The organism is Paenibacillus phytohabitans (assembly GCF_013141775.1).
Lineage (GTDB): Bacteria > Bacillota > Bacilli > Paenibacillales > Paenibacillaceae > Paenibacillus_AQ > Paenibacillus_AQ phytohabitans.
The window spans coordinates 237755-259654 of record NZ_WHOB01000027.1 but is presented as its reverse complement, the minus strand read 5'-3'; the positions used below and the strand labels follow the sequence as shown (position 1 = coordinate 259654).

At 49.5% G+C, this 21900-nt stretch carries 16 protein-coding genes; 12 read left to right on the top strand and 4 right to left on the bottom strand.

Going from position 1 to position 21900, the window contains the following annotated elements:
• Positions 1 to 9: 9 nt before the first annotated feature.
• From GC101_RS11420 to GC101_RS11405, 4 genes are all read left to right on the top strand, one after another.
• Complete coding sequence (locus GC101_RS11420) at positions 10 to 1347, top strand: nucleotide sugar dehydrogenase (protein WP_246354291.1); 1338 nt, start codon at positions 10 to 12, stop codon at positions 1345 to 1347.
• Positions 1347 to 1757: a hypothetical protein gene (locus GC101_RS11415; RefSeq protein WP_171717350.1), complete on the top strand. Its 411-nt coding sequence runs from the start codon at positions 1347 to 1349 to the stop codon at positions 1755 to 1757. The genes GC101_RS11420 and GC101_RS11415 overlap by 1 nt, the downstream gene beginning before the upstream one ends.
• 37 nt (positions 1758 to 1794) lie before the next feature.
• Positions 1795 to 2202 (top strand): hypothetical protein, encoded by a 408-nt coding sequence (locus tag GC101_RS11410; protein ID WP_171717349.1) that lies wholly within the window; start codon positions 1795 to 1797, stop codon positions 2200 to 2202.
• 103 nt (positions 2203 to 2305) lie between these two features.
• On the top strand, positions 2306 to 3433 hold the full coding sequence (locus GC101_RS11405) for a tetratricopeptide repeat-containing glycosyltransferase (RefSeq protein ID WP_171717348.1): 1128 nt from the start codon (positions 2306 to 2308) through the stop codon (positions 3431 to 3433).
• A 21-nt stretch (positions 3434 to 3454) separates the two neighbouring features.
• On the opposite strand, the gene GC101_RS11400 is transcribed toward GC101_RS11405, so the two are convergent.
• Both GC101_RS11400 and GC101_RS11395 read right to left on the bottom strand, forming a co-directional pair.
• Entirely contained in the window at positions 3455 to 6568 is a 3114-nt protein-coding gene (locus GC101_RS11400; RefSeq protein WP_171717347.1) for an ATP-binding response regulator, read from the bottom strand.
• Positions 6569 to 6635: 67 nt separating this feature from the next.
• On the bottom strand, positions 6636 to 6791 hold the full coding sequence (locus GC101_RS11395; protein WP_171717346.1) for a hypothetical protein: 156 nt from the start codon (positions 6789 to 6791) through the stop codon (positions 6636 to 6638).
• A 181-nt stretch (positions 6792 to 6972) separates the two neighbouring features.
• Between GC101_RS11395 and GC101_RS11390 the strand changes: the two genes are divergently transcribed.
• Entirely contained in the window at positions 6973 to 8016 is a 1044-nt protein-coding gene (locus GC101_RS11390; RefSeq protein WP_171717345.1) for a glycosyltransferase, read from the top strand.
• Between the two features lie 15 nt (positions 8017 to 8031).
• Here GC101_RS11390 and GC101_RS11385 read toward each other — a convergent pair whose 3' ends face one another.
• On the bottom strand, positions 8032 to 11121 hold the full coding sequence (locus GC101_RS11385; protein WP_246354290.1) for a hybrid sensor histidine kinase/response regulator: 3090 nt from the start codon (positions 11119 to 11121) through the stop codon (positions 8032 to 8034).
• Positions 11122 to 11269: 148 nt separating this feature from the next.
• On the opposite strand from GC101_RS11385, the gene GC101_RS11380 reads away from it, so the two are divergent.
• The 4 genes from GC101_RS11380 (at position 11270) to GC101_RS11365 (ending at position 15632) form a co-directional block, all read left to right on the top strand.
• On the top strand, positions 11270 to 12175 hold the full coding sequence (locus GC101_RS11380) for an O-fucosyltransferase family protein (RefSeq protein ID WP_171717343.1): 906 nt from the start codon (positions 11270 to 11272) through the stop codon (positions 12173 to 12175).
• A gap of 73 nt (positions 12176 to 12248) precedes the next feature.
• Positions 12249 to 13730: a glycosyltransferase gene (locus GC101_RS11375; protein ID WP_171717342.1), complete on the top strand. Its 1482-nt coding sequence runs from the start codon at positions 12249 to 12251 to the stop codon at positions 13728 to 13730.
• Positions 13727 to 14674, top strand: a complete 948-nt coding sequence (locus tag GC101_RS11370) for an NAD-dependent epimerase/dehydratase family protein (RefSeq protein ID WP_171717341.1) — start codon at positions 13727 to 13729, stop codon at positions 14672 to 14674. Before GC101_RS11375 ends, GC101_RS11370 begins: the two co-directional genes overlap by 4 nt.
• Positions 14675 to 14771: 97 nt before the next feature.
• Positions 14772 to 15632 (top strand): alpha/beta fold hydrolase, encoded by an 861-nt coding sequence (locus GC101_RS11365; protein ID WP_171717340.1) that lies wholly within the window; start codon positions 14772 to 14774, stop codon positions 15630 to 15632.
• 91 nt (positions 15633 to 15723) lie between these two features.
• Here GC101_RS11365 and GC101_RS11360 read toward each other — a convergent pair whose 3' ends face one another.
• Positions 15724 to 16380, bottom strand: a complete 657-nt coding sequence (locus tag GC101_RS11360) for a class I SAM-dependent methyltransferase (RefSeq protein ID WP_171717339.1) — start codon at positions 16378 to 16380, stop codon at positions 15724 to 15726.
• A gap of 244 nt (positions 16381 to 16624) precedes the next feature.
• On the opposite strand from GC101_RS11360, the gene GC101_RS11355 reads away from it, so the two are divergent.
• From GC101_RS11355 to GC101_RS11345, 3 genes are read left to right on the top strand one after another with little or no spacing between them, the layout of a single operon-like run.
• Positions 16625 to 19015 carry an alpha-L-arabinofuranosidase C-terminal domain-containing protein gene (locus tag GC101_RS11355; RefSeq protein WP_171717338.1) on the top strand — a complete coding sequence of 797 codons (2391 nt, stop codon included), beginning with the start codon at positions 16625 to 16627 and terminating at the stop codon, positions 19013 to 19015.
• 28 nt (positions 19016 to 19043) lie between these two features.
• Positions 19044 to 20858, top strand: coding sequence for a glycoside hydrolase family 43 protein (locus tag GC101_RS11350; protein ID WP_171717337.1), 1815 nt, complete (start codon positions 19044 to 19046; stop codon positions 20856 to 20858).
• A 32-nt stretch (positions 20859 to 20890) separates the two neighbouring features.
• Positions 20891 to 21847 (top strand): glycoside hydrolase family 43 protein, encoded by a 957-nt coding sequence (locus tag GC101_RS11345; protein WP_171717336.1) that lies wholly within the window; start codon positions 20891 to 20893, stop codon positions 21845 to 21847.
• Positions 21848 to 21900 lie beyond the last annotated feature (53 nt).

Here is a 21900-nt window from a genome sequence, read left to right as displayed (position 1 = left end):
AGAGACATCTTGAGCATTGTTGAAAAAATAAAGGAGCGCTCGGCTGTAATTGCCGTGGCCGGACTTGGTTATACCGGCCTGCCGATGGCGCTGGAGATCGCACGGGCAGGATACAAGGTCTATGGCATTGATCCGGACCGGAGCAAGATTGCTTCGCTGCTCCGTAAACAATCGTACCTTATGGATATTCGCGATGAGGACCTGAAGGAGGTGATTAATGAAGAAGAGGGACTCATTCCCGGCAATGATTATGCTTGCGTTGCTCTGTCAGATGCCTTGATTATTTGTGTGCCGACGCCGCTTGATAAGAACCGTGAGCCGGATCCTTCATTTATCCGGCAGGTGATTGAAGAAGCACTTCCCTATCTGAAGCCGCAAACCTTAATCATTCTGGAAAGCACCACCTATCCGGGTACAACGAGAGAGCTGGTGAGCAATGTAATTGAGGCGCGCCGTGGTTGGGTGGCTGGCGAAGACTTCTATGTCTGTTATTCCCCAGAGCGCATCAATCCCGGCAAAGACGGGATCAGCGTGAAGCAGACACCCAAAATCATCGGAGGCTGTACCGCAAGATGCCTGGAAGCGGGCAGCGCCCTATACGGCTCATTTGTGGAAACGCTGGTCCCGGTCTCCTCCACTACCCTTGCTGAAACGGCCAAATTGCTTGAGAACACCTTCCGCAGTGTAAACATCGCGCTCATCAATGAATTAACACCATTATGTGAGCGGATGGGCATCAGTATATGGGAGGTGCTGGAAGCGGCCGCAACCAAGCCGTTCGGGTACATGCCATTCTATCCCGGCCCCGGTGTAGGAGGACACTGCATTCCGGTTGATCCGCTGTATCTGTCCTGGAAGTCCGGCAAGCTCGGGCTGCCCCTGCACTTTGTGGAACTCGCGGACCGGGTGAATCAGGGCATGCCCGGCCTGATCCTGGAACGCATTCAGTGGCTGCTTCAGGCCGAAGGCAAGACCTTGAAGGGCTCCAAAATTATATTGTCGGGCATCGCCTACAAAAAAGATATCGACGATATCCGCGAATCCCCGGCGCTCGCGCTGTTCGTCCTGCTGCTTGAAGCAGGTGCTATTGTCCAATATTGCGACCCGTATATCCCTTCCTTCAAGCTGGGGGAAATGACGTATTTCTCACGCACCCTGCAGCCTTCACTATTGTCCTCTGCCGATCTGGTGGTCGTTGCGACGGACCATTCCGCCGTGGATTATCAAGGCCTGGCGGATGCAGCACCGCTTGTTCTGGATACCCGGAACGCAACTAAGGACTGCACGCGGGGACGGATCGCCGTGCTGGGCAAACCATATCAGCATCAAGTAAGGTGGGGAAAATAATGGCATACTTTTTGGACGCGCGGAGTTTATCCGATGCTCCGCGCAGTGGATCAATCAAGATTAAGCTTGGGTCTGCTCCCCAATTGTTTGGAAGGATCGGTATGGGTTTCTCATCCTCCGTTGAGGATACGGTCATTATGGTCTGCGGCGCAATTGGACTGACCGGTGACGAGGAGGACACCTTCACCATTCACGTAGTCCGCGGCGAGTCGTATAATCCGGCGAACGTCATTTATATGATGCAAGGGACGGTGGCTGACTCTGGCTTCAGTGAGATGATTAGCTTTCATGTCCATGACTTTTCAGTTCCGGCTGTACCCTCCATTGTGTACACCGCTTATATCAGCGGGGAACCGACTACGTTCCGCAGCGGTCCCGAATTGTTCTTCGGTGTAGCCTCGCTGTCTTAGTCCGAATCCTAACCCAACATTTAAGGAGGAATTATCAATGGCATATTTTTTAGACCTCAGAAGTTCATCCAATGCTCCGTCCAGCGGATCAATCAGTATTGAGCTTGGTCCGGCCCCTGAACTGTTCGGTTTGATTGGTCTGGGGATCTCCTCCATCGAGGATACGGTTATTACTCTTAGCGGCACAATTGGATTAATCGGTGACGAAGGGGACCCTTATACCATACAAGTGGTCCGTGGCGAATCCTTCGATCCGGCGAATATCATTTACACGGCGCAAGGCTCAGTGGCTACCACCGGCTCCAATGAGCTGCACAGCTTTCATGCACAGGATCTTTCGGCTCCTGCTGTGCCTACACTTGTGTATACAGCTTTCATCAGCGGGATTTCGACTACAGTGCGTAACGGCCCCGAAGTATTCTTTGGCATAGCTTCGCAGTCCTAGTTTGATTTGGCAGATTGCTTCCGCTTCTCCCCAATCTATAGGTGTAGGGGAGAGGGGAAGCATTTTGTGATGAGAATAGTAACTTGTACAAGGAGGCAGAGACATGGACGCAGATCAGCAAGGTCTGTTCAGTTTGTGCATCATCGTGAAGAATGAAGAAGCTGTGCTGGCCAGGTGTCTGGATTCTGTCAGCGGCCTTATGGATGAAATTATTATTGTGGATACGGGATCAACGGATGGGACCGTCTCTGTCGCCGGCAGATATACCGAGAAGATATTTTCATATCCATGGGAGGATGATTTTGCGGCTGCCCGCAATTATTCCTTTGAACAGGCGGCTATGCCGTATGTGATTTGGATGGATGCGGATGAGCTGCTGGCAGCGCCGGAAGCAGCGAAGCTGGCCCGCTTAAAGCTGCAATTAGCGCAGGAGAGGGAAGCGGTGGATGTGGTATGGCTGGGTACCCGGTTATTTGCCGATTCAGAAAAGGCCGCTTCCGCATCACTCCCCGTGTATACAGCGCGGAGGCCGCGAATGGTCAGACGTGAGCGGAATTTCCGCTGGCACGGGCGTGTGCATGAAGACCTGGATATTGGCATTGCCGCTGAGCTGAATACGGATATATGGATAGAACATAGACCTGTTGCCGTCCATACATGCCGTAACCGCACCATTCTGGAGCGCTGGATGGCAGAGGAAGGCCGAGGGGAGGGGCGTGTGTTATTCCATTACGCGAACGAGTGCTTTGAGGACCGGGAATTTATAACCGCGGCCGGTTCTTACGAGCAATTGTTGAGTGAGCCGAGCGGTTACCGGGAGGACCGGATTACAGCCTGCCTGCGGCTGGCTGAATGCTACCGGCAGCTGGGCGATGCAGAGAAACGGCTGAACAGCCTCTTCCGCTCCTTCCGTTATGGGCTTCCGCAGGCAGATATCTGCTGCGCTGCAGCCGGGTTCTTCGAAGAACGCAGGGAGTGGGACAGCGCCGTCTACTGGTATCTTCAGGCGATAGCCCGGCAGAAGGACGGTGCGGGGAACCGGCCTGTCTCGCAGGCCTGCTATACCTGGCTGCCTCATGTGCTGGTCAGCCGCTGCTACGCAGCAGCCGGGGAATGGGAGCAGGCCTGGCTGCATAATGAGCGGGCATTGACTTATCTGCCCGGTGACCAGGTCTTGCTTGGCAATAGAAGTAAGCTCCAAGCTGCGCGGGACATCAGACGTGATATATAAGGCGGTGAAATCCCTATGGAACTAAGCTACCGGATGGTTATCATGAGGAATCATGAACGATACTGTCGTGCCCCTGCCCGGTTCACTTTGAATAAGCAGACCCTGGCCATACCGCTGAATCAAGCGGCGGTTGGTATTCCTTAAGCCGATTCCCCCGGTGTTATGCCGGGTAAGGCTTAGGAGGTTCTCAATCTGAGCAGCCGGAATCCCTTTGCCATTATCTATAATCTCTACACAAGCGCCAGCTTCCGCCTGATATATGCGCACCACCAGTTCGCCGCCCTTCGCCCGGCTTAGCAATCCATGTCGTACTGCATTCTCAACGAGTGGCTGGATGGACAGCGGAGGAAGCTTGAAACGCAGAGCGGGCTGGATCTCCCACACCACTGTTAGCCTGTCTCCAAAACGAACTTGCTCAATGAATAAATAGGATTTCACCAGGGAAATTTCATTCTCCAGATCCACCAGCTGATTCGTATTAATGAAATCAACGCTATACCGCAAATAATCTGCAAATGCACCTGCTACATTACGCATCTGTTCCATATCAAATTCACTCAGGGCCATAATGGAGTTGATGGTGTTGAATAAGAAATGCGGTTTGATCTGGGCCTGCAAGTAGGCTGTTTCCATCCGCAGACTTTGGTCAATCGATTGTTTCAACGAAATTAATGCCTGCACTCTGTACTTCAGCTCTAATCTTTCAACAGGTTTGGTTACATAGTCATTGGCTCCATGTAAGAATTCTGTATACGACTCTTCTGAAATGGAATGGGTAATTAACAAGAGTATCGGCAGCTCCGTAATATCAAAATGTTGTCTGACCTGCTTGGTAAGCTCATGTCCTGACATTTGCGGCATGGTCACATCGGCAATTAACAAATCCCAGGAAGCGGAGCGGATCAGTTCAAGGGCTTCATGGGCACTGGAGACCGCAGTTAATCTGTAATTTTCTTCAGAGAGAATATTAGCCAACACTTTCAGGTTCACCGGATCATCATCCACAATTAGAATATTCGGTCTTGCCATCTCATAGAGAGGACCGGACGATTCTGCATGGACCTTATTAGCAGATCCTTTATCTTCGCTAATGTTGCGGCGTTGATCTTTGACCCTTCCGGCGGGATAATGCCCCGTATGCATCTGCGAATCTTCTGGTATCAAGCGCATCTGATGCTGCGACGAAGGCAGGGTGAAGCTGAATGCCGATCCTTCATGAAGTCTTGAGACCACTGTTAATTCGCCGTGATGGAGTTCTGTGAGCCGTCTGCTGATGCTGAGGCCAAGACCCATTCCACCTTCAATATTTTGTTGCCCCTGTTCATAAGGGTTGAAAATACGGGCCGTGGTTTCATCATCCATTCCTATTCCTGTATCCGTAATGCTGACCTTAACCCGGTCACCAACTGTAGAGGCTTCAATAATAATCTCTCCTTGCTCCGTATACTTAATTGCGTTATGCAGCAAATTAAATAGAATTTGGGATAATCTTTTTTCATCTGCATATACGTGTGAGAGTTTTGAAGAGATGTTGATTCTTAACTGCAGAGGTTTTCCTTCCATTAAGTAAATGAGCATGTTGAGAACATCCGTGATAACTTTCCGGAGCTCCACATCTTTGAAATTCAACTGAATCCCCTTCTCTCCAAGAACGGGGGCATCGAGCAGGTCACCAAGCAGCAGGGACATCCGGTTTCCAATTTTGATTAATAGTTCAATATTTTTGTGCGAAGGAGAATCCGCAGCTTGAGTACTGGCAGCAGATTGAGAATGGGCGAGCTGTAGTATGCTGTCCAGCGGTTTTTTCAAGGCACGGGAAGTATGAACCAGAAACTTGTCTTTTTGTTGATGGTCGATCAGCAGCTTGTGGGTGAGTTCCTGATTCTCATACGACCGGCGGACGAATTGTTTAAACCAGTAAGCAGAAAAACCAACAATGGCTGAAAGGATATCAATCGGGTAAAAGGGGAGGTTTTTTTCGCCATTGTTCACAACAGCCCCCCATATAAGGCCGGCGATGATGGCACTTGCAGCAAACAGCAGAAAGCCGGTGTCCTTTTTTCGCTGGTAAACCATTTTCCCGTATAACATAAACATCCAGACAGCCGGGAGATTATATAATCCGCCGAACATCCAATAAGCGTGATTCAATATATCTTTAACCGGGAAAAACAACATATATATGCTGTAAGTGGTAAGTATTGTCACGTAAATTCGAAAGGACAGCGCTGTAACTTTGGGTGTATTAAATCTATAGGTTAACAGCAGCATGGAGAAAACCAGCCATAAGTAGGACAATAACTTGATTTTGATACCCCAGGTATAATTCAGAGGCAGTACATTCATGAGTATCGCATCATTGTCGGCAGCTACAGACAGCGCCGTACACAGGAGCAGGAGAATAAAGATCCATAAGGTACGCTGCCTTGACATGATTAATAATATTCCGGCATACACCGCATGCAGCAGGAAAATAATGATGGTTCCGAGCTGAAACCCTACAGACAACCGGCGTTCTCTATCAATGGCAGCTTCAGCACCAAAGCGAATAGAGTAGGAGATGCCTGATTTCGTGCCGTGATCAAAATTGGCCGTACGAATGATCAGAATAATCTCATCCTCATTCCCCGCATCATAGCTGACGGTAAAAGGAACGGATTCCGGTCTATACTGCTCCTTCACTGCAGCCGGTTGTCCCATGGTGTACAGGACTTTTCCGTTCACTTCAATCTCCGAAGAGGCTTGAATCTGATGGAACCAGAAGACATAAGGCTGCTCCATCGGCTGGTCAATCCGAATGCGCAGCACATAGGTGCCATATCCGTAGGATGAACCGGTGGCCTGTGTCCAATTGCCGGGAACTTGAATTGTCTGCTCATTTCTGCCGGACCTGCTCAGAATATCTCCGCTAGTCATCCACTTTGAGGGATAGAAATCCCATTGACCATCCAGCACAAGCGAATGGGATTGTTCGAAATTCCAGCCCCGGAAATCAAGTACACCCTGCTCAGCTTTAGGTTGCTCAGGCGAGAAGAAGCCCTTCTGCCAAACCCGTTGAAGGCCGACCAAAAGAACTAAAAAACAAAGGGTCAGAACGACATATTTCAGATAGTATTTTGCGGATTCTCTATTCATAATTTAAAGACCTTCTACAGCTATACGGGTTTCCCCTTCATTTTTCGCATCAGTTCAAGACATTATTTCACAGAATTTTCCGGTCCGGATTTTTGGATTTCTCCTCCTTCTTCGAATGCCAGTCCTTCCAATAATGTTGCTTGCACATCCCTTTGGCGTAATGGTTGTTAGTGCAGGTGCCTGACTCGCATTTACGTTTTTCTTCCGCTCGTTTTTTGCCCAAGGTTAGATGCCTCCCCTCGAGCACATTGTAAACGCCCCGTCTGAACAAAAAATGAACAAATTTTCAATGTTAAAAAATGTAATATAATTCCATTAACGCATTCCGGGAAGTCCGCATATACATGAACATAAAGTCCGCCAAATCCATAAAAATCAGATCAACCGGGTGAGGAGGGGAAGGATTGTCCGATTCCATGATTGAAATCAGCTTATGTATGATTGTCCGGGATGAGGAGAAAAGTCTGGGACGCTGCTTATCGTCAGTCGGGGATATTGCTGATGAAATCATCATCATCGATACAGGTTCTACAGATGGTACTAAGGAGATTGCCCGCTCCTTCGGTGCGAAGCTCTATGATTTTGCCTGGGTGAATGATTTCGCGGCAGCCAGAAACTATTCATTCCGTAAGGCCGGCAAAGATTATATTGTGTGGCTTGATGCCGATGATATTCTTTTGCCGGATGACCGGGAGCAATTCATGCAATTGAAACGGATTTTGCCAGCCGGTATAGACTCGGTAGCCATGAAGTATAACGTGGGCTTTGATGGCGAAGGCAGGGCTGTAACCAGTCTCAGGCGCAACCGGCTGGTGAAACGAAGCTGCAACTTTGAGTGGATAGGCGCGGTACACGAGTATTTAGACATCCCGGCAAATATTCTGCTCAGCGATATAGCGGTTACCCACATGAAAGATAAGGAGCCTACCGACCGCAATCTGAAAATATACCGGGCCCGTGTGGAGCAGGGTGAGCAATTACCGGTACGGGATTTGTTTTACTTTGCAAATGAGCTGAAGAATAATCATTCTTTTGAAGAAGCGATATTTTATTATGCGGCCTATCTGGCATCCGGGTTGGGGTGGGTGGAGGACAATATCCGTGCCTGCATCAAGCAATCGGAGTGTTATTATCATCTGGGGAACTTAGAGGAGGCCGTCCGGGCAATAGGGCAGAGCCTTGTGTATGACAAACCCGGACCCGAGTTTTGTTACCGGTTAGGATGTTATTTATGCGGACTTAAGGCTGTTGGGCAAGCGGTGTACTGGTTTGAATTGGCGCTTCAGGTGCCCATGAACAACAGCGATTTAGGCATCGTAAATCACATGTTTCACACCTGGCTTCCTCATTATCAGCTGGCCTTATGCTACGACTATCTGGGAAATCCTTACAAGGCCAACTATCATCATGAACAAGTATTGCAATACAAGCAGCAGACAGCCATGTAATTCAAGCCATCCTGCTCATTGCGGAATTTCAAAGGAAACCTCTGTTCCTTCTCCCGGAACACTAGTGATGGTCAGTCCGCGGCCATAACGCTGAAGCAGCCGGCGGTTAGTGTTGGATATACCAGCTCCGCGGTTAGAATGCCGGTTGGGATTCAGAAGCTCCCGGACCAGACTTTCTTCCATTCCGGTTCCGTTATCTCTTATTTGAACTAGGATGGAACCCGGCTGGTTCACAATCCGTACATGCAGCTCCTTGTTGCGATTATGCCCCGTAAACCCGTGATTCACGGCATTCTCAACAAAAGGCTGAAGGATTAGGGGAGGGATGGACAGGGTCAGATCAGCCTCTACCTCCCATCGGATAGAAACCGGTTCCTTCAGAATCGCATTCTCCACATGCAGGTAGGCCCGGATCAATTCAAGCTCATCTCCCAGCTTAACCCACTGGCCGGAATTCACCGTATCAAAGCTAATGCGCAAATAGGTGGTAAATGCTTCACTTAGATCATGCATTTGATCAATATCGATGACACTGAGTGCCGTAATGGCGTTAAGTGTATTGAAAATAAATTGTGGACGGATCTGCGCTTGTAAATAAGCGGCCTCCAGCTTCAGACGTTCATGTACGGAGCGTTTGAGTGAAGCCAGTGACCATACCCGGTACTGTAATTCCGCTGCATGTACGGGCTTGGCTACATAATCGTTGGCTCCTGCGGTGAAGCCGGCGTAGATATCTTCGATCTGGTTGCGGGCGGTTAACAGCAGGATGGGCAGCTCTGAATGGGAATAACGCTGCCGTACCCTTCGTGTTAACTCATAGCCTGACATATGAGGCATCATAACATCGGCAATCAGCAGGTCCCATTCCACCTCTGAATTCGTCAGTAAGTCTAAAGTTTCGCTTCCGCTGCCGGCCATCGTGACCTGAAACTGACCTGAAGAGAGGATGTCTGCAAGAACCTTTAGATTAACGGGATCATCGTCCACCGCAAGAATATTAAGCTTCTGCTGTGCTAATAGACTACTGCGCAGCCCGAATTCAACGTCTCCAGAATCCCGCTGATCCGTAGCAGCTATACTAATCAGAGCGGTGTCATTCCCGGCAGCAAAGATCGTATCCGGGGCCGCTTCCAGCGAATCACCGGTTGCTGCCGGAAGGGTAAAGCTGAAGCTGGACGCTTCCCCCGGAATGGAGCTTAGTTCAAAGAAGCCTCCGTGCAGTTCAACCAACTGCCGGCTAATGTTTAACCCCAGCCCGATTCCTCCGGTATCCTCGTTGACATATTCATAAGCCGTATAATTGCGGTCCAGTTCTGCCGCAGCGATCCCGCAACCCGTATAAGAGACAGAGACAAGGAGAGCGTCGTCTAAGCTTTCGGCAGTAATGGAGATAGACCCGTTGTCTGTGAATGCGAGGGCACCGCGTAAGAGATTGAACAGGATCTGCACGACCCGCTTTTCATCCGCCCAGGCTAAAGGAAGATCGGCAGGAATCTCTACGGACAGAGAAACCGGCTTATCCTTCATTAAATATTGCGCCATATCCGCCACCCCTGCAGCAGCTGAATGAATGGACATTGGCCCCGGGTGAAGATCAAAGCGGTGATCCCGTAAACGTGACAGATCCAGCAGGTTGTTGACAATATGCGACATCCGCCGGCTGATGAGAATTAACTGCTCCATATTACTCCGGGATTGAAGGGTATGCTCACCCGCTGGTTCACTGTTAAATACGGATTGGGCCAGATTAATGATGCCATGCAAAGGTGTGCGTAATTCATGCGCAGTATTGGCCAGGAATTCATCCTTCCGCTTATCCGATTCACTCAACTTACGGTATAGCTCGGCATTGTCTTTGGCATTCTGGAAGTATTTCTTAAACCAGAAGGACGAGAACCCGATAAGCGCCGCAATCAGATCCAGCGGATAATAGATGCCTGAATCCTTACTTATGAGGTGAATCAATCCCCACACCAGGCTTGAGATCACAGCTGAAGCTGTAAACAGCAGATATAACGAATGCTTGTACTTGCGGAGAATCAGTTTGCCGGTGGTGTGAAAAAACCAAATGAAGGGCACAAGATAAAGGAATAAATATATCCCTTCAAAGTAGTAATACAGACGCAAGGGCGGACCTAGTAGAACAAATACAGTAAACATTCCTAGTACAGCAGCGAACCAATGAATTGTTTTTTGCCGATCCTGGATATCAGTCAAATGCCGAATCAGCAGCAGCATCAAAAAAGGAGAAAACAGGTAAGCCAAAAGCTTGATTTTTAAGGCCCAGCTGTCATTAAGGGGCAGCCATTGCAGCCATAGGGAGTCATGATCAGACGCAATGGAGACCGAGAGGGCCGCCAGCAGCAGAATAAATACAGGAAGCGCTGCTTCGTTGCGGTTGAACAAATATAAAATGCCGGCATACAAAATATGCAGCAACAAAATCATCAGAGTAACCAATTGAAGAGCGATGGAAAGCGAACGTTCTTTGTCTATCGCATGCTGTGAGCCAAAGCGGATATTCTTCACAATTCCGCCAAGGTCCGGATGGCTGTAGTTCGCTACCCGCACAATGAGTTCAATCTCATCCGCTGGTTCACCCTTATAGGTGGCCGTATAGGACCTGGTAACGGGTTGGTATAACGCGGCTTCTGCAGCAACTTCCCCGAAGACCGCCGCTATCTGCCCGTTGATCTCTACTTCCGAAGAGGAAAGAATCCGCTCTATCCAAAAGCCATAGGCCCCCGCTGGAGCCGGGTCTACCAGAATACGCAGTCTATACGTCCCGTAACCAAAAGAGGGATTCGGGGACGCTTCCAGACTACTGGCCCAGTTGCCAGGCACCTGTATATGGCCGGACTTCTGCCCCCCGAATCCGGCCCGCGCAAGAAGCTGACCCGGATAGAATTCCCAGTCTCCCTGCAGGGGGATGGAATGGGATTGCTCAAAGTCCCAGCCGCGCATATCCAGAATCCCCGCAGAAGCTTGCGGATGATCCGGTGTATCGTTGACCACTGACCAAATCCAGCGGCAACCCAGCAGCAGGATCAGGAAGAAGATCAATGCTGTGGCCATTTTTAAAGGGTACGGGAGTTTAGCAGTCATTGTTCGCATAATGAACTCATTTCGACAAGAAAGGATGGAATCCTTTTTATTACTTATTAAGGGGAGGTATTCAACATCATTGAGTACACATAGAATGTTTGAGCTATGAATAGTATATTTACAACGATGAAAATAGAGGTGGTATTATATGAAGTATTTTCAGAACCGCGTGGGTGAAATGGAGGGGCTTTGCAATCAGCTGATGGCTATTTTCCGGACAGTATCGGAAGCTTTCCATAGTGTTGAGCAAGGTGAACCCTCCTGTATTTTGCTCGCTGATGGACAAACGCGCAACTCTATTGAGATGGGGCCAGAGCCTTTTTTTTCACCTGTATCCATTGATGCTTTCATTGAGGTGGATCGATTCGAAAAGGTTCTGGCCGCCCGGAACGTGTCGCTTAAACGTATGAGGGACGCAGAGATAGACCGGGTGGCGGTTTCATGCTCGCGCTTTCCTGTAAGCTCCATACCTGAGGATGAAGCCCGCACTACTGGAGCCTGGATCGCCAGGACCCTTCCGTTTGCCGCGAAGCCGTTGAAATTGGCTCATTATATCATCGGCTGGATGTCCAGCTATCCCAAGTGGGCGGCTATCCAATTGCGGATTGAAGATGACATTATGTATTTCGAGGCGAACCGCAGCATGGGGCTTGATGGTTTTGCACAGCTGCAAGTGCAACAGGCGGCCGGCGAATTATCTCAGATACCTGCCGTATCGGCAATATATGTAGCAACCGGTGCAAGTGAAGACTTTCTCAGACATTCCACTACGGAACTGACAATCCGTTTTCCTGAAGCTAATCAAATCCATAAAAAGGATATTTTAAGCTTGGCGCCTAAGCTGTGGGAAGAATTTGAAGCAATGTCGTTGGAAGAGCAGGCGTTGGTAGATTGGCTGGTCTGCCTGGGTGCTCCATATTTTCTGGGACCACACGGGACGTCCTTTTCCTATCTTGCCGGGTATATGCGCCACTACCGCGGGTTTGATTCTGACCTGACCCGCCTTTGGCCAGAATATCAACAATACTGGGATTTGTGGTTTCCCAGATTGTAATAGGTGAATAAAGGCTTTGGAATACTTAAGCTCCAAGCGGGTATGTTGTTCGAAGAGGAGAGGGGCTACTAGGATGAATGGGCTGAAGAATGACCAAGATATTTATTTCAATTTTGGTACACAATCGCTTTTGGCGGAGACCGGTTATATATCGGACCCTTCACGAATTTCTATAGGAAACAATGTACAAGTGCAGGCGGGTTATCACTGGAGTATTAATGATGCGGCTTCTGGCAGTACACCAAATCTGACAATAAAGGACGGTTGCAGTGTGAAGGCAGGTCTGCATGTGGATTGCATCCACAAAGTCCACATAGGCCGGAATGTGCAGATTGGACCTTATGTCAGTATGTCGGACCGGAGGGCTGCTGCGGTTAGACCGGGTTACCCGGGATGGGCAAGCACAGCAGGGGATACCAACAGCCTTGAAGTCCTGGAGGTAGGGGATGGATGCATCCTTGGCGCTCATTGCGTGATTGCCGGACCCGTCAAGATCGGGAAATTCAGTATCGTAGAGCCTAACAGTGTAGTTATGAATCATGTTCCAAGCTACTGTACCGTCTCCGGCAATCCGGCAGTTGTCACTAAAGTATTTGTTCCCGAAGCACTGGACTGGGTTGCAGTGAACGGAGAGGCGGACAGAGAGGCTGCACTTGCCCTCCGCCGGGAGCATCCATTGCTGTCGATTGTGATTCCGACTTATAATCGTGCACATCATCTGAACAACATTCTCCATTCCATATATAATCAAATCTGCGACGAGGATCTGGTGGAGGTGGTGGTCACAGACAATGCCTCGCCGGATACTACACAGGTAATTGGCGAGACATACGCCAGTCTTTTCTCCAGTCTTCATTACAGCCGGAACAAGCAGAATATCGGCGCCGATCTCAATATTGCCCATGTCTCCTCGTTGGCCAAAGGCAGCTTCATCAAATTAAATGGAGACGATGATTACTGGCGGGATGGGGCACTGATTGATTTCATCGGGATTGTTCTGCAGAATCTTGACTGTACACTGATCCATACGAATCACTTCAATTCGGATGGCCAAGTATTTCGCCTGGAGGGCTGTGATCAATTCCTGACTCATACCAGCAATAATGCGGTGCATATGACCATGAATACAATGAAAAGATCCGTCTGGGATCAAATTGAGGATAAATCTAAGTACGCCTATACAAGCATCAATCAGATTTACTGGTTTTATGATATTCTTAGTCTGGATCCGAAATTTTGTATCATCAACCGGGATTTATATTACTATGCAGGAGTAGCGCCGGAGGGATATAACGTAGGCGAAGTGGTTATTAAGCATTTCCTGGATGCGCTGCAGCATTACGAAGGCCGGGCCCTGAAAAGTGAAACGATTCGTGAGGAAAAGAAAAAGCGTCTGTACCAGGTGATTCTCCCATTGTACGAAATTATTGTGACACATGGTTACTCAAGTGATGTCTCAAACTATGAGGAATATTATACGGATTATTACGCGAATGAAGATTATTATGAAGAAGGACTACTGAAACTGCGGCAGTTATCTGCTATAAAGCAATGATGGACCACAAGCCTGCCAATATCGCCATCCTTGGAGCGACAGGTCACATTGCCAAGAATCTGATCCTGGGTCTTTCAGCGGCAAACGAATATCAATTCTATTTATTCGCACGTTCTAAGGACAGATTGGCCCTTTTTTTGGCTGAGAATAACCTCAAAGAACATGTCCATCTGTGTAGTTACGAGCAATTCGCACAAGCAGCAGTGTATGACGTTATTATTAATGGGGTAGGGATAGGAGATCCGCAGGACCTGATTCAGCATCCGTTCAAAGTCTTTCAAATTACGGAGCAATACGACAATATGATTCTGCAATATCAGCAAATGTACCCAACCTCAACGTACATTAATCTTAGCAGCGGGGCTGCGTATGGATCTGACTTTGAGTGCCCGGCCACAAATGGTAAGCCTCTTACTTTGGATATTAACCATTTGTCCGTCAAAGACTTTTACGGAATATCCAAGCTTAATATGGAGGCCAAACATAGAAGTCTGAACAGTTATAGAATTGTGGACCTCCGGGTATTTGGTTTCTTTAGTGCTTTCATTGATTTGAATTCCAAGTATTTGCTGACGGATATTATTAAACATATCAAGACGGGAGAAGTGCTGCACACTTCAGCAGACAACATCGTAAGAGATTATGTGCACCCCAAGGATTTTCTTCACTTAATCAAGCTGTGTCTGCAGGAGAACGTGATGAATAATGTATATGATGTATATTCGCTCAAACCCGCAGCTAAATTTGAGATTTTGGACTATTTCGCGGAAACCCATGGGCTGAACTATGTAATTCAGAGTGACCCTTCGCATGATTCGATTACTGGCTCCAAAAATAACTATTATTCGCTAAACCATAAGGCTTCGGATATAGGGTATCGGCCTTGCTATACTTCTTTACAAAGCATTCAGACAGGTTATGGGCAATTGAAGATAGGTATGTAGACGTGAAAGAAGCCGCTGAATCCGTTCAGCGGCTTTTTTTAAAAAGCACATATAAGGGTAACTTTGAGTAATGGTTATAAACAAGGAGGAAAAGAAGATGTTATTCGAAAATTTCCAACTGAGAACGATCGACACTGGAGAAGTGAATATCCGCTTACGCTACGGCGGAGAAGGACCTCCGCTGCTTCTTTTGCATGGTCATCCGCAAACACATATGATGTGGCATCACATTGCTCCGCTACTGGCCACAACATTCACGGTCGTTATGCCGGATTTAAGAGGATATGGTGATAGTTCCAAGCCTCAAACAACTAATGATCATTATCCGTATTCCAAACGGGCTATGGCCAGAGATCAAATTGCAATGATGAAAGAGTTAGGATTTAATCAATTTTCAGTTGTGGGTCATGACAGAGGGGGCAGATGTGCCTATCGGCTAGCGCTCGATTTTCCTGAAGCCATCACTAAGCTGGCTGTACTTGATATTATTCCAACAGGAGAAGCCCTTAGACGCACAAATAAAGAATTTTCCCTCGGGTTCTGGCACTGGTTCTTTCTGGCCCAACCCTTCGATCTTCCTGAACAATTGATTGGCCACGACCCGGACAGTTTTTACTTTCGTGGAGACAGAAGCATTTTTCACCCTGAAGCCCTGGACGATTATTTACGTTGTATACATCAGCCGGGAACAATTCATGCTATGTGTGAGGACTATAGGGCTGGTGCTTCTATCGATTATGAATTAGATGAGGCAGATCGGGGAATTCATACAATTAAATGTCCCATTCTAGTTTTATGGAGTGAGCAGGGTGAGCTTCCAAAATGGTATGATGTCTTGTCAATCTGGCGGGATTGGGCGGAAGAAGTAGAGGGTCGCGGAATCAATTGTGGACATTATTTGGCTGAAGAGGCGCCTAAAGAGACTTTTGAAGAATTGTATAATTTTTTGATAGATTAACTTCTCAAAGAGTTACAAACGATGAAACAGGCGCCAGGGTTAACAATCACCCGAGGCGCCTGAATAAAGCATACCTTTCTTCAGTAACCTATTAAGGATACAGCGGCTTGATTTTATCCCATTTGGCCAGCATATGAGCAGTTATTGGAGAACAGCCGTTAGGCATTAGAATACCCAATCCAAAGCAATGCTCAAATTGAACCGCAGGATACAACTCTTTCAATTCTTCCCACAAACGGTAAACGCCAAAATCGTCTTTTGTAACCGTAATATCATGGAACATAATAATTCCGTTATCCGCCAGTTTGGGCAGCCAACATTCATAATCATTTTTAACAGCCTCATAGGTGTGAAGACCGTCAATATGCAGCACGTCGATGCTTTTGTCTGGAAATTCACGTAGCGCCTCATCAAAAGTCATGCGCAGTAAATGGGATATTCCGGGGTAAAAGTCATCAGCCGCCGACCGCACAGACTCATAGAAGGTTTCAGTGTAGAACCCGGCATGCTTGTCTCCAACCCAAGTATCGACAGCATAACATTGTGTGTTTAACCTCTGATCTTTCACAGCCTGACAGAATGAGAAGAAAGAAGCCCCGTAATAGGTTCCTAATTCTACTACCGTACCGGGTTGCATATGACGGATCAAATCGTAACCGAATCTGCGATGCCCTGCCCATGCGGTATAAATATGTACCCCTCTTTGGTCCGTTTCAAAAACAGGATTGCTGCTGTTCCATATATTCATGTGAGTCCCTCCTGATAAAGTCCTGATATAAGTTAATGTATTCAGAGGACTGAGGATTAGAATATCCATTTATCCGCAAAGTCCGGTAAGTCCGCTCACTTCTTTGCAGGTCGCTATTATTGCAGGTGAATTTCAACATAAACAGCATTGACTCTATCTATGTTCTCTAACTATAATATTAATATAATAGTAAATAGATTAATATAAATATTAACTAAATCAGTTTGTTGAAAGGAATCTATCCATGGACACGAAACCAAAACTGAACGTGTATACGCAGCAAACAGGAGCAGAGCTGGGGGATTTGTTCGGAATTTTCTTCGAGGATTTGAATCATGCCGCAGACGGGGGACTTTACGCCGAGCTGGTGCAGAACCGCTCGTTCGAATTTGACCCGGTTGACCGTCATGATTACCATCCACTGACGGCCTGGGAGAAGGTAGAACGCGGGGGCGGACGTGCCTGCTTAAGTGTGGAGAGCGGGTCTTCAGTTCATCCGGAGAATCCCCACTATGCGGTGATCGAAATTCTGGAGCCGGGAACCGGAGTAGGGTTATCTAATGCCGGCTTCAACACAGGCATTCCGGTCAAGGCAGGGGAGAAGTATCTCTTCTCTGTATATATGCGGCGCAGCGGCAGCTTCGGCACACCTGTGCAGGTTCTTATTGAGGACAGTAGCGGAGCGGTGAACGCGTCGGTTGAATTTACTGTAGATTCTGCTGAATGGCAGAAGTATGAAGCGGTTCTCACAGCGGAAGTAACCGATAACTCCTGCAGGCTGGTGATTCTGACCGGTGGGGCAGGCAGACTGGAGCTTGATATGGTGTCGCTGTTCCCCGAGAAGACCTATCTCGGCCGCCGCAATGGATTGCGGGAGGATATTGCGCTGCTGCTGGCGGAGATGAAGCCGAGGTTCATGCGTTTTCCCGGCGGCTGTCTCGTTCATGACGGCTCGCTGAACCCGGATGACCGGAATTCAATGTACCGCTGGAAGAAAACAATCGGAGGCGTAACCTCGCGGCCGCCGCGGCGCAACAACTGGGGCTATAACCAGACACTGGGCCTTGGCTATTATGAATACTTCCAGTTCTGCGAGGATATCGGAGCCAAAGCCATTCCCGTATTGCCCGGCGGCTACGACCCTCACCATGGGCGCATGGTTCCCCTTGATGAGCTGGGACCCTGGATTCAGGATGCGCTGGATGTGATCGAATTCGCCAGAGGAGATGCTTCAACGGAATGGGGAGCGGTCCGCAGCTCACTTGGCCATCCAGAGCCCTTCGGGCTGGATTATATTGCAATCGGGAACGAAGAGGTCGGGGAGCCGTTCTTCGAGCGCTATCCGTATTTCCATAAGGCGATCAAGGAACGATATCCGGATATGCAGGTGATTAACAGCAGCGGGCCGTTCGCGGCAGGCGGCGAATATGAGCGTGGCTGGGCTTCGGCAAGAGAGCACGGCTCGGATCTGGTGGACGAGCATTATTACCAGTCACCGGAATGGTTCCTCGCGAACATGGACCGGTACGACCATTTCAAGGCAGATGAGCCTAAGGTGTTTCTTGGTGAATACGCTTCCTGGGGCAATACCTACTACAATGCCCTGGTAGAGGCTGCTTATATGACCCGGCTGGAGCATAACGCCCATGCAGTCGGTCTGGCCTGTTACGCGCCGATGCTGTGTAATGTCGACTATGTGAACTGGAAGCCGGATATGATCTGGTTTGATAACCACCAGGTCTTTGGTACACCGAACTATTACGTCCAGAAGCTGTTCATGAATCATCAGGGAGACCGGCTTCTGCATATTGAGGCCGAGAATCTGCCTGAGCAGCCCGAGGGGCTTCAGCCACCAGTCAAGGGAAGTATTGTGCTGGTTGCCGAGAAGTCTGCGGTTACTTACCGGGATATAACTCTGACGAATAACCTTACAGGTGAGCGTAGAGTAATAGAAGAGACTGTCGAACTGGACGATGCGGAAGCGGCTGCGAGTAAGGAGGAGGAACTCCGCTCCTTCCTGCTGGGTAACACGGACTGGAGTGACTACACGCTCCAATTGACCGCCAGAAAGAATGGAGGCGTGCGCGGATTCTTGATCTATTTCGGCATGCAGGACGGTATGAACCGGCTGAACTGGGAGCTCGGAGGCTGGCAGAATCAGGACAGTATACTGAGCGCGGTCACCAGCGGCCGGGGCTCATGTCTGACGCAGAGCCTGTTCACGGTGGAGAATGATACGGATTATGAACTGAAGCTGCATGTTTCAGGCCGCCAGATTACGGCATCAATCAATGGCATTGAGATTAACCGGGCGGAAGACCGCTTGCCTGAGCTTCAGCCGCTGTATTATACGGCAAGCGTGGAAGATATTTCAGGAGATGTAATTGTCAAAGCGGTAAATGTGCTGGATACCCCGCTGTCCGTCCGGGTTGAGCTGAAGGAGCTGAATACCGCTTCGTATACAGCAGAAGTGCATGAACTGTCAGGAGTAGAGCTTGACGCCGAGAACAGCTTCGCTGATCCGCTGAAGGTCAGCCCTTCTACCCGGGCTATAGCCTTCGAAGGACACAGCTTCGAATATGACTTCCCGGGCCACTCCGTTACATTGTTCAGAATAAAACGGCAACATTCATAATTCTCTAAATCCCTAAGGAGGGCTTATCTTGTCTCAATCTATACCCGCATATACCGGTTATCTCTTAGTTCATTTCATCGGGGAGCAGCCGGATGGCGAACAGGTCTATTTCTCCTACAGTGAGGATGGCCTGCACTTTAAGGATCTGAACGCAGGTCTGCCTGTTCTGCGCTCGGAGCTCGGGGAAAAGGGAGCCAGAGATCCCTTTATCGTCCGTTCGCCGAAGGAAAGCAAGTTCTATCTGATTGCCACCGATCTGCGTATTGCCAGCGGCAAGGGCTGGAGTGCAGCGGTGGAGGCCGGAAGCCGCGATATTATCGTCTGGGAATCCGCCGATCTGGTGAACTGGTCACAGCCATGGGCAGTTACGGTAGGCGTGGAAGGTGCCGGATGTGTCTGGGCCCCTGAGGCTATTTACGATGAGGCCGCAGATGAATTTCTCGTATTCTGGGCTTCCGCTACTCAGGAGCCGCATGAGAGCGAACGGAAGCACAAGATATATAGTGCACGTACGAAGGATTTCCGGGAATTCACAGCCTCCGAGAAGTACATTGAACGCGACAACCATATCATTGATACGACGATTATCGCAGATGGCGGGATGTACTACCGCTTCTCCAAGGATGAGACAACCAAGAATATCCGGGTGGAACAAGGGGCGTCGCTGGATAAAGACGCCTTCAGCTTTGTGGATGCACCGGTTCTGGAGGCCATCATGGGCGTGGAGGGTCCGGAGATTTATAAGCTGAACGGCCGCGGAGAGTGGTGCCTAATTGTGGACCGTTATGCGGAAGGGAAGGGGTATCTCCCCCTGCTGACGACAGATCTTAAGAGCGGGGGGTTCCGCGTGCTTGCAGACGGGGAGTTCGACCTTGGCGTAAGCAAAAAGCGTCACGGCGGAGTCCTTCCGATTACCGCCGGAGAATGCAGCCTGCTGCTGGCAGCCTTCGGGGACGGACATCAAGTGCTGCCGGGACAATTCGCTGACCCGGATCTGGCGAAGTTCGGGGGCCGCTACTACCTGTATCCTACGACAGATGGCTTCACAGGCTGGTCGGGAACAACGTTCCATGTATTCTCGTCAGCGGATCTCAAGCTGTGGCAGGATGAAGGTGTTATTCTCGATCTTGCATCGGATGATGTGCCCTGGGCTGTAGGCAGCGCCTGGGCTCCGGCCATCGCCAGTAAGGAAGGCCGGTATTTCTACTATTTCTGCGGCAAAAAGCCGGATGGAGAAAGCGCCATCGGCGTTGCAGTTGCCGACACTCCTGTGGGCCCGTTCCGCGCACAGCCGGAGCCGCTGATTACCATGGAACAGATCCAACGTCTTGGTCTGGTCATGGGACAGGCCATTGACCCGTCCATCTACGTGGAGGATGACGGTACAGCCTATTTGCTGTTTGGTAACAGTCACCCGGCGATCGTGGAGCTTGGTGCGGATATGGTAACGGTCAATGAAGACACGATGAGAAATCTGGATGGATTATACGACTTCCGGGAAGCGGTGACCGTACTCAAACGGGACGGACTCTATCACTTTACCTGGTCGTGCGACGATACGGGCAGCGAAGATTACCATGTCAACTATGGTACAGCAGAGCAGCTGTACGGGCCGGTGACCTACCGTTATCCCGTTCTCGGCAAGAATAAGGACAAGAGCATGCTCGGCACCGCCCACCATTCGATCATGCGTGACCCGGATACCGGGCAATACTGGATGGTTTACCACCGGTTCGTGACACCGTTAACCCGATTCAACGATTACAAAGGCATTCACCGTGAGACCTGTATTGATCCGCTGGAATTCGGCGCAGACGGGCTGATGCAGCAGGTGAAGCTCTAACAAGCAAATGACTCAGGAGGCTGAATTATATAATGAATGAAACAATCACAAACCCAGTGGTCCTTCAGCGGGCAGACCCCTGCATTTACCGGCATAGTGACGGCTATTATTACTTCACCGCTTCGGTTCCCGAATATGACCGGATTGAGCTGCGGAGAGCCCGGACGATTGGCGGACTTCCAGCCAGTGAGCCTGTTGTCATCTGGACGAAGCATACCAACGGTATTATGAGCGGTTATGTATGGGCGCCGGAAATTCATTACATCAGCGGGAAGTGGTACATCTATTTCTCCGCCGGCAGTGATGATGCGCCCTTTGCGCAGCGTCTATACGTGCTGGAGAATGATTCTGACAATCCGCTGGAAGGAAGCTGGGAGGAGAAGGGGAGAATCTATACCGCATGGGATACGTTCTCGCTGGATGCCACTACCTTTGCGCATGCGGGATCACAGTATCTGGTGTGGGCGCAGGAGGACCCTTCGGTTCAGGGGAACTCCAGCCTGTTTATCTCGAAGATGGCTAATCCATGGACGCTGGAAGGTGAGCAGATCCTGCTGACCCGGCCGGAATATGAGTGGGAGACGATTGGATACCGTGTAAATGAAGGGCCTGCTGTTATAAAAAAGAACGGAAGAGTTCTCCTGACCTATTCGGCCAGCGCGACCGATCACCATTACTGCATGGGCCTGCTTACCGCGCCGGATGACAGCAATCTGCTGGACCCCGGCTCGTGGACGAAATCCCCGGTCCCGGTCTTTACGACCAGCGAAGCGAACGGCCAGTACGGTCCGGGACATAACAGCTTTACGGTAACGGCAGATGGAACGCAGGACCTGCTCGTCTATCACGCCAGAAATTATAAGGAGATAGAGGGAGATCCCTTGAATGACCCTAACCGTCATACCCGTGTCCAGCCTGTGGCATGGGGAGAAGACGGACTGCCGGTATTCGGATGGCCGGTGCCGGATGGCCATGAGCTAACTTTATAGAATGAGGAAGGGGTACCCGGCATGCGCCAAGCAGCCGGGTGCCCCTTCTTCTG